The sequence below is a fragment of the Flavobacterium muglaense genome, from assembly GCF_014305155.1.
Classification (GTDB): domain Bacteria; phylum Bacteroidota; class Bacteroidia; order Flavobacteriales; family Flavobacteriaceae; genus Flavobacterium; species Flavobacterium muglaense.
This window is the reverse complement of the sequence record NZ_JACRUK010000049.1, coordinates 14,571-29,749: the sequence shown is the minus strand read 5'-3', so window position 1 is coordinate 29,749 and position 15,179 is coordinate 14,571. Positions and strand designations below refer to the sequence as shown.

At 34.1% G+C, this 15,179-nt stretch carries 13 protein-coding genes and 1 pseudogene; 2 read left to right on the top strand and 12 right to left on the bottom strand.

Features of this window, described 5'->3' with window-relative positions; all coding sequences use genetic code 11:
• Window positions 1-67: 67 nt before the first annotated feature.
• From H8R24_RS14925 to H8R24_RS14880, 10 genes and pseudogenes are all read right to left on the bottom strand, one after another.
• Window positions 68-211 (bottom strand): annotated as a pseudogene (locus H8R24_RS14925) (IS5/IS1182 family transposase); the annotation flags it as partial.
• 129 nt (window positions 212-340) lie between these two features.
• On the bottom strand, window positions 341-772 hold the full coding sequence (locus tag H8R24_RS14920; protein ID WP_187020498.1) for a protease complex subunit PrcB family protein: 432 nt from the start codon (window positions 770-772) through the stop codon (window positions 341-343).
• Between the two features lie 20 nt (window positions 773-792).
• Window positions 793-1,935 carry an N-acetyl-alpha-D-glucosaminyl L-malate synthase BshA gene (gene bshA / locus H8R24_RS14915; RefSeq protein ID WP_187020500.1) on the bottom strand — a complete coding sequence of 381 codons (1,143 nt, stop codon included), beginning with the start codon at window positions 1,933-1,935 and terminating at the stop codon, window positions 793-795.
• Between the two features lie 115 nt (window positions 1,936-2,050).
• Window positions 2,051-5,059, bottom strand: a complete 3,009-nt coding sequence (locus H8R24_RS14910) for a glycoside hydrolase family 3 N-terminal domain-containing protein (protein WP_187020503.1) — start codon at window positions 5,057-5,059, stop codon at window positions 2,051-2,053.
• Between the two features lie 15 nt (window positions 5,060-5,074).
• Window positions 5,075-5,557, bottom strand: coding sequence for an ABC transporter ATPase (locus H8R24_RS14905; RefSeq protein ID WP_187020505.1), 483 nt, complete (start codon window positions 5,555-5,557; stop codon window positions 5,075-5,077).
• 39 nt (window positions 5,558-5,596) lie between these two features.
• Window positions 5,597-6,208: a hypothetical protein gene (locus H8R24_RS14900; protein WP_187020508.1), complete on the bottom strand. Its 612-nt coding sequence runs from the start codon at window positions 6,206-6,208 to the stop codon at window positions 5,597-5,599.
• A 2-nt stretch (window positions 6,209-6,210) separates the two neighbouring features.
• Window positions 6,211-7,002, bottom strand: a complete 792-nt coding sequence (locus tag H8R24_RS14895; protein ID WP_187020510.1) for a (Fe-S)-binding protein — start codon at window positions 7,000-7,002, stop codon at window positions 6,211-6,213.
• A gap of 59 nt (window positions 7,003-7,061) precedes the next feature.
• Window positions 7,062-8,399 (bottom strand): (Fe-S)-binding protein, encoded by a 1,338-nt coding sequence (locus H8R24_RS14890; protein ID WP_187020513.1) that lies wholly within the window; start codon window positions 8,397-8,399, stop codon window positions 7,062-7,064.
• Window positions 8,400-8,410: 11 nt separating this feature from the next.
• Window positions 8,411-9,370 carry an MlaD family protein gene (locus H8R24_RS14885; RefSeq protein ID WP_187020516.1) on the bottom strand — a complete coding sequence of 320 codons (960 nt, stop codon included), beginning with the start codon at window positions 9,368-9,370 and terminating at the stop codon, window positions 8,411-8,413.
• Window positions 9,371-9,417: 47 nt separating this feature from the next.
• On the bottom strand, window positions 9,418-10,566 hold the full coding sequence (locus tag H8R24_RS14880) for an N-acetylmuramoyl-L-alanine amidase family protein (RefSeq protein WP_187020519.1): 1,149 nt from the start codon (window positions 10,564-10,566) through the stop codon (window positions 9,418-9,420).
• Between the two features lie 46 nt (window positions 10,567-10,612).
• Here H8R24_RS14880 and H8R24_RS14875 point away from each other — a divergent pair, with 46 nt between their 5' ends.
• Both H8R24_RS14875 and H8R24_RS14870 read left to right on the top strand, forming a co-directional pair.
• Window positions 10,613-13,387, top strand: coding sequence for a putative LPS assembly protein LptD (locus tag H8R24_RS14875; RefSeq protein ID WP_187020522.1), 2,775 nt, complete (start codon window positions 10,613-10,615; stop codon window positions 13,385-13,387).
• Window positions 13,388-13,405: 18 nt separating this feature from the next.
• Window positions 13,406-13,786, top strand: a complete 381-nt coding sequence (locus tag H8R24_RS14870) for a RidA family protein (RefSeq protein ID WP_187020524.1) — start codon at window positions 13,406-13,408, stop codon at window positions 13,784-13,786.
• Window positions 13,787-13,858: 72 nt separating this feature from the next.
• On the opposite strand, the gene H8R24_RS14865 is transcribed toward H8R24_RS14870, so the two are convergent.
• Both H8R24_RS14865 and H8R24_RS14860 read right to left on the bottom strand, forming a co-directional pair.
• Window positions 13,859-14,233 (bottom strand): methylglyoxal synthase, encoded by a 375-nt coding sequence (locus tag H8R24_RS14865; protein WP_187020554.1) that lies wholly within the window; start codon window positions 14,231-14,233, stop codon window positions 13,859-13,861.
• A 9-nt stretch (window positions 14,234-14,242) separates the two neighbouring features.
• Complete coding sequence (locus tag H8R24_RS14860; protein ID WP_187020527.1) at window positions 14,243-15,094, bottom strand: N-acetylglucosamine kinase; 852 nt, start codon at window positions 15,092-15,094, stop codon at window positions 14,243-14,245.
• Window positions 15,095-15,179: the final 85 nt, after the last annotated feature.

Below are 15,179 nucleotides of genomic sequence, written 5' to 3'. Positions count from 1 at the left end.
TTCTTTGCATTTAAACAAGAAAAAGTAACTCTAAATACCTGTGTTTTATTGGATTTGCAATTTTTCAGCAAGCCCTATTTAACAATTCATCATAAATGAAAGAAAAATCAATCAAATCATTGATTTTTCTTAATAGATTTTCTTTTGGCACTATTAAATCATACAATGAAGAATGCTCGCTGAATTGTATTGTTTGTTGTTGTATTAACATCTAAAAAACACTTATAATTAGACTTAAATATAAGAAAAAAGGAGTAGAAATCAATAGATATCTACTCCTTTTTAGGTCTTAATTTATTAGAAACACTTTTTCAGTGCCCTCAGAAATAGTGGCATTTTTTTATTTTATGATAATCCCTTTTTTCGAATTGATCTTCACTACACAAAAAGGATACGTAAATGCTTGCGTTACCATACTACCCGATTCTGGACTTGTTTCTTTTACTGTAATAACGATGTTAGTATCAGTTTCAGTAACCGAGTCAACCGTAATACTGTAGCCTCCTGTGTTTTTTTCTCCCATATTGAGAATGACAAAATTTGAGTTTTGAACATCAAGCGGAGAAATTTGATTTTTAAGGTTTTTATCACCTTGTAGCATTTTTATTTCATTAGGCTCAGACAGGATTTCAAAAAAATGAATGTTTCCACCTCCATCAGATTGCTGGGTTAAAACCTCAAACAATGGTTTTTTGTCCGTACTTTTTGTTGCTGTTGTTGTAGCACAAGAAAAGAAAACCAATCCGAGCAATATTGTTGCTGCTTTTTTCATTTTATTAGTTGATTGCAATGTTATTTCTTTTTCGAATATTTTTTAATGGCCTTTTCGTATAGCTTTACATATAAAGGCAAAATGTTTTTAATATCAAATTTTTTGGCCACTGTTAACGCATTGTTTTTGAATTTTAAAAGCGCTTCGTCATCTCTTAAAATTTTTAATGCATTAATTGCCATTTCATCAGTTTTACCTACATCACTAAGATAACCTGAGATTCCTTCAAAATTTACTTCAGACAAACCACCTGAATTGCTAGAGATCACTGGGACACTCCAAGCCATTGCTTCTAGTGCTGCTAGTCCAAAACTTTCAGTCTCAGAAGGCAATAAAAACAAATCAGAATAACTTAATATCTTATCAATTTCGTTACTATTCCCAAAGAAGATTACTTTGTCCAAAATACCCAGTTCCTGACACAAAGCCTCGGCCTTTTCTTTTTCTGGACCATCCCCTACCATCATTAACTTGGCTGGGATTTCTTGTTGAATTTTATAAAATATCTTAACCACATCAGGAATGCGTTTTACCTTTCTAAAATTACTAATGTGGGTAATGATGCGCTCGTTAGGCTTCGCCATTACAGAACGACGACAAGCGATACTGGGATCATTACTGTTTTTATCTAGTTCGATAAAATTAGGAATGACGTGGATGTCTTTCTTAATATTGAATAAGCTGTAGGTATCGTCTTTTAAACTCTGAGATACAGAGGTCACCACATCCGACTTGTTGATACTAAAACTAACAGCTGGCTTATAAAACGGATGATTCCCCACCAATGTAATATCTGTTCCATGCAGCGTTGTTACCATTGGGATCTCAATGCCTTCATCCTTCAACATTTGCTTAGCCATGTACCCTGCATACGCATGAGGTATAGCGTAATGAACGTGTAAAATTTCAATTTTATGCAATTTCACCATATCGACTAATTTGCTGGACAATGCCAGCTCATAGGGTTGATAATGAAACAAAGGATACTCTGGAACATTTACTTCGTGGTAATGTACATTGGGGTTCAACAACGCCAAACGAACGGGTTGACTATAAGTAATAAAATGGATTTCATGACCTAGTCTAGCTAATTCTAGCCCTAACTCTGTAGCGACAACGCCACTTCCTCCAAATGTAGGATAACAAACTATTGCAATTTTCATGTATGTAATTTAATAAAACGAATTTAAGGAAAATAGAAGTAATATCCCCTTTTAAATATATAAATGCAGTATAGCCATTCTGATTTTAACTTTCGCTCTATCGAAACACAGCCTTTTACTTCACTATGGCATCATAAATTAATTCCTGAATGTCTTCTCGAATATTTTCTTTGGACAATCTGTTTGCTGCTTCAGAAGGGAAGGTTCTATTCGAAAGAAAAACATAGACAATTTCCTGCTCAGGATCCGCCCAAGCCATTGTACCTGTAAAACCTGTATGACCAAAACTAGTCATAGATGCACAGCCACATGTTGGTCCGCTTGTTCCTAATTGTGGTTTATCAAAACCTACTCCTCTCCTATTCCCTTCGGCACAGAAGTAGCAGGTGTTAAAATCATCAAATGTTTTTTCAGAAAAATACTGACGGTTGCCATAATTTCCCTTTTGTAAATAAAGCTGCATTATTTTAGCCACATCCATACTATTCGAAAAAACACCTGCATGTCCTGCTACGCCGCCCTCCATAGCCGCGCCCATATCATGCACGTAGCCTTGAATGACTTGATGACGAAAATAAGTATCAATTTCTGACGGAATCACTCTGTCACGAGCCACTTTGTTCAATGGATTATACATCGTATTGTAAGTCCCTAGTGGTTTGTAAAAGTTCTCCGTACTTAATACATCCAGTTTTTTACCCGTTGTTTTCTCCAGATATTCTTTTAAAATCATAAAAGTAAAATCACTGTACTTATACTTCTTTTGAGGCAATAATTTACTATCTACGATGATTTTCATAATAGTATCATCATAATCTGATCGTAAATACAAACTGTCTGCTACCTTGATATTGAAATTTGGTTCGGCATTTTTTTTATAATATTGATCTAATGGACTACCATCTTTATCAATTGTAGCCTTATAAAACGGAATCCAAGCTTGTAGCCTAGCATAGTGCGACAGTAATTCTTTGAAATGTATATCGGCCTTATTAGAATTTTTAAAAATAGGCAACATGGAATCTAACCTTGTTTCCATATTCAATTTTTGATGATCGTACTGCAACATCGCATTGGGCAAAGTGGATAGAATCTTTGTTAAGGAAGCAACATCGTATAGATTTGTGTTGGTTACTTTTACTGGCGAGTCATAAGTAGGGTTCCCAAAGGATTTTTGATAAATTACTTTCCCTTTTCTAGCCACAAGTATTTGCAATCCTGGAGTCATCCTGCCATTGATAGCTTTATTGGCCAAATTGTCAATTTTGGCTAAAACCAATGGGTTCATACCTACATTTTCGGGCGCTGTAAAGCCCAAAACATTAAGCTTCTCAGTAGTTAAACCAAAATTAACCTTGAAATTATTAGCAATCGAAACAGGTAGCTTACCCTTTGCCGTTATAGCTCCAAAAATAAGTTCGGCCGAAACCTCTTGTGCAATAGCATTATTTTGATAAGAAACCACAACCCCTTTCAAACCCGAAAAATCACTTATTTGATTCAGCACATAAGGAGAAGTAAACACATCTAGAATCACATTATTATTCTTAGCTATAACAGCTAATTTCCACAACTGGTTCGATGTAAAATCGTGGTCCTTAAAAGCAGCATCGGTTTTATGATAGCCTACAATGACAGTCGAATACTCTTTTAACTTGAGCTGTAAACTATCGATATTCACGTCCGAAACTTCCACAACATCGGCATATTTTTTTAAAGTAGTCAAAAAAGTACTATTTGACCCATCACCTATTTTTACGTAGGCAATCTTTTGATTTTCTAAATTTTTAATTGGCAAAATAGCCCCTTCATTTTTAACAACGGTAATTGCATTTTCATACAATTGATATTCTAAAGCTTCGTTTTTACTCGAATTGATATCTTGATACAAATGATCCAGCACGACAGGTTGATACAAATGTAAGCCTGCTAAATATTTAAATTTTAATATTTTTTTCACCGAAAACTCCAATCTTTCATCGGTAAACAAAGAATCTTGGTAGGCTTTCTTCAAAGCTTCAAGAGCTACAGGGACATTTTCTGGAAATAATAAAATATCATTTCCTGCCAAAAAAGCATCCAAATCTACTTCGCCCGTTTTCTTATACGTACTTACAGCCTTCATATTCAAGGCATCTGTAAATATAAGACCTTTAAAGCCCAGTTCTTTTTGCAACACATTAGTTACTACGTTATACGAAATAGACGATGGATAACGCGGTCTAGGTTCTAAACTTGGCACATTAAGATGCGCGACCATGACTGAAGCTAATCCCACATCAAACGTTTTTTGATAAGGTACAAACTCGGTCGTTTCCAATCTTTCTTTCGAAAAATTTACTGTTGGTAAACTTTTATGCGAATCCGTGTCTGTATCTCCATGACCCGGAAAGTGTTTTCCTGTTGCAAATATACCGCTGGCTTGTACTCCTTTTATAATAGCAACTGCTCGATCAGTAACGTTATTTTTGTCTTCGCCAAAAGAACGAAAACCAATAATCGGATTTTTAGGATTGGTGTTTATATCTAGAACAGGCGCAAAATTAAACTGCAATCCCATTCGCTTGCTTTGCTCCCCTAATTGATTCCCTAATTTTTCAATAAGGGCCATATCCTGCACTGCACCCAATGTCATATTGTATGGATATGTATAAGTAGAATCCAGGCGCATGCTTAATCCCCACTCGGCATCTATCCCTACAAACAGCGGTATTTTTGATTTGGCTTGATACCTATTCGTCAATTTAGCTTGACGCAAAGGACCACCTTGAAAGAAAATCAAACCACCTATTTTATTCTCGGTAATTAACCGATCAATAGCATTAACATGGTAATTATCTTTGTTCGAATAAGCCGCCACCATAAACAACTGCCCTAATTTTTCATCAAACGAAAGTCCGCTATAAATACTATCTACCCATTTCACACCTTGTGGTGCTAATTTAAAAAGAGCAGTTTCTTCTTTGGATTTATCTTCTTTTGGTTCCTCAATTTTAAAATCGCTTACCGTTGTTGGAATATGAGTGAGAACAACATTGGACTTATTATTTTTTGTACCAACACAACTGGCTACAAAAAAAAATAAGACATAAAGAAAATAATTTCTGATGTCTATATTTTTCATTAAAGTATTTTTATTTTAAAAAAAGCGACTGTGCCAGCTGTCTAGTGCTGGAACCTCCCACGATTCATTGTATTCTTCAATATTGTTCACTAGATTATTAAAAACAATTGTATGCTCCGTGACTGCTTTATCTTTCACCATTTTCTTGAAATCAATCAATGGTTTATGTGCAATATGTTCTCCTAATTTAAAAGTTACATTCATCTTGTCTAACAAATCAACGGAATATTTTTTCTCTAAACTTTGGATAAACTCCACCGATGAATCTATGGAGCAACCTGTTGCTGCTTGCACTTCTTGATTAACAGCCAAGATTATAAAACGATTGTATTTTAATTGATAAGATGATTCTAAACTGGTGCCGTGTGCTGCCCATCCTTCTAGAAACGTTTGTAAATCCTTTTCAATATCTGCAAACTCCGCATCCGAAAACTTTCTGTTCGATTGGTAAATCCAAATTCTGGATTCTTCGGGTAAATTTTCAAATGGTACGTACATAGTATTTTTTATTTGGTCAACTTTCGATAAAACAAATGATTATTGCTTCTCTAAGTCTGTTATAATTTTATAATATCTAAACTCTTTATTTTTGGTATCATACAGTTCTAATTCTGTATAACTCACTTTCACCACATCCTTTTTCTTTAACTCGTTGTTTGTAATTAAAGCGGCGGTTTGAAAATAATCCAACAACAAAAAATTATAATTTCTGCCGTTTTTATCTTTTACGTACAAGGTAATAAACTGTTCCGTTTTTATCTCTGTAACCTCCCCTACAATAAAAGCATCTTCCTCCTCTATTACTTCTTGAATATCCTCCTGAGCAATTGAATTCCTACCCATTTCAATAATTGTTTCTGGACAAACGGTGAGCATCTTTACAGCTACTTTTTCACCCAACTTGCGCATCCCATCCGTATTTTCAAGAGTTACTTTATCTTCGGGTTTGAACTCAGCACTGTGGGTAGAATAGCTTTGAATCATACACAAACCTATCTGAGTTTGTAATTCCATTTTACTCAATTTCTTAAAATCCAGCTTTTTTGTATCTAAACATTCACAAGTTTCTCTACCTATTACCGCTAATACATCTTGCGAATGACCTACAACTGTACAAAATAAAAAAAATAAAAAAAAGATTTTTTTCATGCTTACAAGTCTTGAGCATTGGCAATTAACTCTGCAATGTCCATCACTTTTACGTCTGCTTCTTTTTCTTTATTTTTAATACCATCTGTCATCATTGTATTGCAAAAAGGACATCCTGCAGCAATAATATCTGGTTGCACTTCTAATGCATCCTCGGTTCTTAAAACATTTACTTCTTTATTACCAGGCTCGGCATCTTTAAACATTTGTGCGCCACCTGCTCCACAGCAAAGTCCGTTCGCTTTAGAACGTTTCATTTCGACTAACTCAGCATCTAGTTTTGAAATCAAATCTCTAGGTGCTTCATACACATTATTAGCTCTACCTAAATAGCAGGGATCATGAAAAGTAATTCTCTTTCCTTTAAATTGCCCCCCTTCGATAGTTAATCTACCTGTGTCTAACAATGATTTTAAGAACTCCGTATGGTGAATTACTTCGTACTTACCACCTAGTTCTGGATACTCATTTTTTAAAGTATTAAAACAATGCGGGCAAGCGGTTACAATTTTCTTAGCTTCGTATGCGTTTAAAACCTCGATATTCATCATGGCTTGCATTTGAAATAAAAACTCATTTCCTGCTCTCTTCGCTGGATCTCCGGTACAACTTTCCTCAGTACCTAATACTGCAAAAGGCACGTTTGCACGATTTAATATTCGAACGAATGCTTTTGTTATTTTTTTAGCTCTATCATCAAAACTTCCTGCACAACCTACCCAAAACAATACTTCTGGTTGTTTTCCTTGAGCAAGCATTTCGGCCATAGTTGGCACTATTAAATTTTCTGACATTATATATTTTTTTAAATCGTTGTTATAATATGCATAATAATTGGTTACGGCTGTAACAACTATTCTTCATCTTTCCAGTTCAATCTATCTTGCTGGTTAAACTGCCATGGTGCTCCATTATTTTCTATATTAGTCATCATAGCGTTTAAAGGCATCGGTGCAGCACTTTGCTCCATGACTAAATAACGACGCATATCCATAATAATAGAAAGCGGACTAATATTTACCGGACACTCTTCAACACAAGCATTACATGACGTACAAGCCCAAAGCTCCTCTGCGGTAATATAATCGTTTAGTAATGTTTTGTTATCTGGAATAAAGATCCCTTTATTGGCATCAATATTTTTACCTACTTCTTCCATTCTATCTCGAGTATCCATCATGATCTTACGAGGAGATAGTTTTTTACCCGTTTGATTTGCCGGACAAGAAGAGGTACAACGACCACATTCCGTGCAAGTATAGGCGTTTAATAACTGTACCCAATTTAAGTCCTGAACATCGCTTGCTCCAAATTTAGCTGGCACTTCTCCTTCTGCTGGTGCTGGCGCTGCCGCAAATGGATCAGCATTAGGATCCATCATCATCTTCACTTCCTTAGTAACTGCCTCTAAATTATCAAATTGTCCTAAAGGATTCAAATTAGCAAAATATGTATTAGGGAACGCTAGAAGAATGTGAAGGTGCTTTGAAAAATACAAATAGTTCATAAAAATCAAAATCCCAACAATATGCATCCACCAGAAAACCTCTGTAAGCAGCATTACCAATTCATTGGACATTCCGTTGAACAAAGGCTCTAAAAACTGACTCACCGGAAAAGATCCAGCCTTTATGAAATGAGAAAAACCGTTAGGAACATTTTGCAAATGCAAATCAGAAGCATTCATTAAAAGGAACAAACTCATCAATACTACTTCAAAGTATAGAATGTAGTTGGCATCATTTTTAGGAAATCCTTTCATCTCTGGATTCATAAAACGTTTTAAACGCACTACGTTTCTTCTAATCCAAAAAACAGAAACAGCTACTAAAACTAGTAGTGCTAAAATTTCAAATGAAGCTATTAAAAAGTTATAAGTTGATCCTAAAAAAGCAAATACTCTATGTGTCCCAAAAAGACCGTCAATTATAATCTCAATCAATTCAATGTTGATGATAATAAAACCCAAATAAACTACAATATGCAAAGCACCAGCAATGGGTCTTTTGACCATTTTAGATTGCCCTAAAGCGATCATTGCCATGTTTTTCCATCTTTCGCTAGGGTTATCTTTGCGATCTACATCGATACCTAAATTAATGTTACGGTAAATTTTCTTTAGATTCATAAAGAAATAACCAAAACCGATAGCCAATACAATGGCAAATAAGATATTATCTAAGTAACTCATAAATAGTTGTTTTATTTTAAAATAATGGTATCGTTAACAGGTGCTTGATAAGGCTTATTCTTCTTTCCAAAAAGAGAAACATTGACATATCTTGTAGGATACAATCGAACATCTTGAAGCAATAGTTCTAGCTCCTTGGATGTTTTTGATAAATTAGTATACAAAGCATCGTCAGATAATAGTTTACCCATGGTTCCTTTACCAGATTGCAAACCATTCATAATACCATCTACCTTTGCCAATGTTTGATTCAAGTTTCTTACTGTTTTACCAAGGTTCGCTTTATTCAAAGAATCCGATATTTTTGAAAAATCTCCCGAAATCTTATTAAAGTTTGTTACAACTCCATGAATCTGAGTTTTATTATCGTCTAAAATGGAGTTGATACCAATGGACGCTTTGTGAAACTGCTCCATTGTTTTACTCAATTCTGCTAAAGTCACTTTTAAATCATCTTGTGCTTTTTTATCTAAAACATTATTTACGCCTGTAATTAAATTATTAGCGTTATCCATAATCTTTTCTAACTTATCTTCAAGCGGAACTAGCTTATCGCCTATTTTGCCTGTAAGTCCCAGTTGCACATTCCCTTTTAATCTACCTCCACTTACAACAAAATTTTTGTCAGCAAAATTTGGCTCAATTGCAATTTGCTTTCCAGCTATCAAACTAGGCTCGTATATAGAGGCTAAACTTGATTTAGATATTGGAAACTCTGATTTGATTTGTAGCTCAACTAATAATAAACCATTACTTGGATTAATCGTAATATCACTAACTTTCCCCACTACTAGACCGTTTAACGTAACTGGCGCAGCCATAACTAAACCTTCAACGGACTCGTATTCTACATATAATTTTTTATAACTAGTAAAAAGATCTCTTCCTTTTAAAAAACTATAACCCCAAATAAATAATAATATAGAAGCAATTACTAAAACTGCTGTCTTAATTTCTCTTGTTAATTTCAAAATGTACGTATTTTTTACAAATTTAATATAAAAATTTGAACTTAAAGTTAATTAATGGCTTCTTGAATACTGATTTTTTTACCATTTTTATATGCAATTAAAAAAGCAGACCCATAACCCTTTGACTTAGCTTGATCTAATAAACTTTTGGCTTGATTATAATCCGAAGTTTCACCGTACATATATTTATAAACCCTATTATCATATTCTGATGAAATTGAACTCAACCCTTTAAAATTTTTAGAATGCAGTTCTAATTTTCGGCTACTTGCTGCAATTTGCACTTTAAAGATAATCCCACTAGCATTTGTAACTGGCTTGGACGCTGTCTCTATTTTTGTTTTTTGAACAACAGTATCAACTTGTTTCGGTTGCTCAGTTGGTACGTATTTTTTAGGTCTTTCAATTTTGGCTGCATCTGCACTGTCTCCAAAATATTCTTTTTTATACTCTAAAATTGCTTGTGCTATAGCAGTTGCACTCTCTAACTGTCCTGACTCTGAATCTAATCTTGCTCCTTCTTCACGATTTGAAATAAAACCTGTTTCAACCAAAACTCCTGGCATCACAGATGCATCTAGAACCCATAAAGGCTCTTGCTTTACTCCTCTTGATTTGATATCATAATTAACAAAGTTATCTTGAATCTTTGTTGCTAGACTAATACTGTTTGTTAAGTTATTCTCTTGGATCAATTTTAAACCAATTAGTGTTTCTGGATTTTTGGGATCAAATCCTTTGTAAGTTTCTTTATAATTGTCCTCCTGAAAGATTACCGAGTTTTCCGATTTTGCAACCTCAAAATTCATATTGGAACGCGACATTCCCATTACATAGGTTTCGCTTCCGCTTGCACTTGTATTTCTATTGGCATTACAGTGTATTGATATAAATAAGTTGGCATTATTTCTATTGGCAATACCTGCTCTTTCCTTCAGTTCAATAAATTCGTCTGAATCTCGGGTATAGATGATCTTAATATCCTGGTACTTCTCCAGAATCTTGCCTACTTTGAGCGTGATAGCCAATGTTACTTTTTTCTCTACAAAACCATGATAATTCGCTCCGTAATCTTTCCCACCATGACCCGCATCAAGAATTACAGTGAATTTTTGATTGGATTGTGAGAACATCGAATTACAGAAGAATGTAAGTAAGAGTACACTGAAAAAAAGATTTTTATATTTGAATACCATTTTAAAAGTTAATTTAATTGAAAGACTACTGTTATAATTTTTTTATTTGACTATTTTTGCCAAAAAACTATCTGTACATTTAACAGATCAAAAAACAGACCATAATTTTACAAAAATAGTATTTAAACCTTTGCAGACAAACTTATTTAATATCGTTTTACTATCATTTTTTCTTTCATTGGGATGCAATCAACTGTATTCGCAAGATATTTCAAAAAAAAGAAACGCAATTCCTAGTAAAAAGCAAGCAGAAACTACCGTTGCTGCGAATGCCAACTTAAATCAAACCAAATTAGATTTAAAAAAAGAAACCGATACTGTAAAAAAAATCGACAGCATAAAACCTAAAAAAGCTTTCCTTGATGGTAAAGTAAAATACAAGGCTGATAAATATGCTAAAATTGATCAAAAGAAAAAGCTCATTACGTTATACGACAAAGCAGAACTCTATTACCAAGATGTCGAATTGACTGCGGGAATAATTGTTATGGACTATGAAAAAAATGAGGTCTACGCTGGAAGAATAAAAGATTCTACCGGGAAATATACCCAATACCCTCATTTTAAACAAGGAACCAATGAAGTCGAGCCAGACTCTATTCGCTTTAATTTTAAATCGAAAAAAGCACTGATTTGGAATTCAAGGTCTGAACAAGGTGAATTTAGAATAAAAGCCGCCATCACCAAAAAAGAAAATGACTCTGTTTACTTTTTAAAAGGTGCACGATTCACCACTTCAACCAATATCGAAAAACCCGAATATTACTTTCAAACTAGTAAAGTAAAATTTATACCTGGAAAAAAAGTCATTACTGGATTGACAAATTTGGTAATTGCTGATGTACCTACACCACTAGCACTACCCTTTGCTTACTTTCCACTGAGTAAAGAAACTAACATTTCGGGAATAATACTTCCAAGTTATAATGATTCTAACACAAGGGGGTTCTCGTTACAAAACGGAGGTTATTATTTTGCTTTAAGCGATAATTACGACCTAACCTTTCTAGGGGATTACTACACAAATGGTAGTTACGGACTGCGATTTGAATCATCTTACGCAAAACGTTATGCTTATAGAGGTAATATCAATTTTCGTTACGAAAACTTAATCACCAGCGAACGCGGCTATCCTGACTATGCCAAGCAAAAAATATACAACATCCAATGGTCACACTCCAGAGATTCAAAAGCGAGTCCTAATTCTAGCTTCTCTGCTTCAGTAAACTTAGGTAGTAGTAAATACTTCCAACAATCCATCAATCAAGCAAACATTGGGTCAAACCTTAATAATACTTTAAGCTCCTCTGTTTCATATTCAAAAACATTCAATTCTGTGCCACAAGTCAGAATGTCTTTATCTGCAACTCATTCTCAAAACACCCAAACACAAGTAATCAATATGACATTGCCTACTTTACAGTTAAGTGTAGACCGTATTTACCCATTTGTAGGTAAAGATGGGGTAAAGAAAGGTTTCTTTAAAAACATCAACTTACAATACAACTTGAATGGTAGAAACAGTTACACTACTACTGACACTTTATTTTTCAAGCCAGAAATGTTTAAAGATGCTCAAATAGGAATGCAACATAGCATACCATTAAGCACTAACTTTAAACTTTTTAAATATTTTAGTGCTTCAACCAGTGTTAATTATGAAGAAGTATGGTATGCTAAAACCATTAGCCGTAAATACGACACTGACCTAAGCGAAGTTGTTGATAAAACCGTAAATGGCTTTGATGCTTATAGAACTTATTCTTTTTCTTCAAGTTTAGGAACAACTATATATGGGACATTTAATTTTGGAAAAGACAAAAAAATACAGTCTATTAGGCATGTCATGAGACCTTCGGTTTCTTATAGTTACACCCCTAGTTTCGAAAAATACTATGACACCTATGCATCTGATGCTACTGGAACGATCACCAAACAATACACTCGATTTGAAGGCGGAATCTACGGCTCACCTGGATTGAGTAACTCAAACATTGTAGGATTTGATTTGAGCAACACATTTGAAGCCAAAGTACGAGACCGAGACAGTACAAAAGTGGAACCAAAGAAAGTAATGTTATTAAACAACTTAAACGTTTCTACAAGCTACAACTTGAATGCTGATGGAGTAAATTCACTAGCCCTAGCTCCTTTTAGGGTTAGCGGTGGAACGCAGCTATTTCAAAACAAAATGAATGTAAATTTTGCCACGACCTTAGACCCTTATGCGATAAATAACTCAGGGACAAGAATCAACACATTTAATATTAATAATGGCGGAAGTCTATTTAGAATGACCAGTGCCAATATGACTCTAAATTATTCTATTTCTAGCCGAGAAAAAGATAAAAAAGATAAGAATACCCAGGGTGAAAGAAATGGTGGACGTGAAGATGATCTTTTCGGAAAAAATACCGTTGTTAACAACAGCTCAAAAAGTCAATTTGACGGCAGTGAAGACGAAGGAACTGATAAAATATCGAAATTTTTTAAGTCTAAACTTCCTTGGGATATGACATTTGCTTATTCCTTGACTTATGGAAATACAAATCGAGAAAAGGAAATTACCGGAAACTCTATCATGATATCTGCCAATGCCGATTTAACACCTAAATGGAAAATGGGTGTATCTACCGGTTATGATTTTGTTCAAAACGGAGTCACTTATACACAACTTAGATTCGAAAGAGATTTACTAAGTTGGAGAATGGATTTTAACTGGACACCTTTTGGAACCAATGCAAACTGGGGCTTCTTTATCGGAATCAAATCTGGCGTATTGAGTGACATTAAATGGGATAAAAGAAGTACTACATATTAATCAAAAGAAACTACTATTATGAAAAAAATAATTTTCACAGCTGATGCTCCAGCTCCAATAGGCCCTTACAGCCAAGCTGTATTAAAAGGAGACACTTTGTACACCTCTGGACAAATCGCCTTAGACCCAAAAACAGGTGAATTAAATATCGAGAACATTACTATTGAAACAAAACAAGTAATGGAAAACATGAAAGCGGTGCTTGAAGCAGCTGGAATGACATTTGAAAATGTGGTGAAAACAACAATATTCATTATGGACATGAATGATTTTGCTAACATCAATACTGTTTATGGTAGTTATTTTGACGAAAAAACAGCTCCAGCACGTGAAACCGTTCAAGTTGCCTGTTTGCCCAAAAATGTAAATGTAGAAATCTCTATGATTGCTATCTTATAACTCACATTATCACAATAAAAAAAATGTCCCAACTTTAATAAGTTGGGACATTTTTTTTTACTAAATTATACTTTATAAACTCAAAACAATTGCATTAAGCAACAACTGAGCCGAAGCTTCATTGGTAGCGATAGGCACATTATGAACATCACAAACACGCAATAACATATTAATATCAACTTCGTGCGCGTGGCTTGCCAATGGATCTTTAAAAAACAATACTAACTTGGTTTTTCCCTCAGCAACTCTTGCGGCAATTTGCGCATCTCCACCCATTGGTCCCGATAACATTTTTTTCACCTTAAATCCAGCGTTTTCAGCCTTCCCTCCTGTTGTACCAGTGGCAATCAGTTTAATTTTTATGTTTTTTAGAACGTCAATGTTTTTGTTCAAAAATTGAACCATGTCCACCTTTTTTCCATCGTGCGCTATCACAGCAATTTCCATCATTTTCATCTATTTATTTGCAATATGATACGCAATTAAACCATCAATTGGTCTTCTAAGAACGTTACCCAATTGCAACTCGTATTTATCAAAAGTTTCTTGTAGCTCTTCTTTCAAATAAAACGCTATAGAACCTACAAAATGAATAGGCACTTCTTTACAATTATCGTATTGTTTAATATAATTTTTTACAAAAGATTTCATTCCTTTCAAAATGATTTTTCGACATAATTCAGATTCCTTGTGCTGAATTAAAAACTTAGCAAATGTCGCTAAATAAGCATTTGGATTGGCTTCTTTATACAATTTGCTTTTAATAAAATCAGGATCTACATTATATTCTTTTTCAAATGCTTCGGCTAAATCCTTTGGCATTTTATTGAAATAATATTTTCTAATTAATTCTTTACCAAAAACATTTCCGCTACAATCATCCATTACGATATAACCCAATGACTGTACTTTTTGGTGTAATTCTTTCCCATCAAAATAACTACAGTTTGAACCCGTTCCTAAAATAGAAACTATTGCTTTTTCATTTTTTGGAGTTGTTGCATATACCGCAGCATACGTATCTTCCTCTACAGAAATAATTGCATTAGGAAAGTACGTTTGAAATGCTTGAGATAGTGATAATTTCATTCTATCAGTTCCACAACCTGCACCATAAAAGAACAAATGAGTTGCATTTTTTTTATTTTGCAAAATATCAAAACGATCGTTTAGACGTTCAATAATTTCATCATTTTCTAATATTTCTGGGTTTAATCCCAAAGTTTGTGTTGTAAACAATATTTTACCATTATCATCTATCGCAATCCAATCGGCTTTCGTAGATCCACTATCAACAATTAATCTCATTTTTTTTAGGTTTTGGTTTGCTTTAGAATCAATTTAAGATGACTAAATATAATCCCAGACAATATATGAATAAAAAATAAAAATC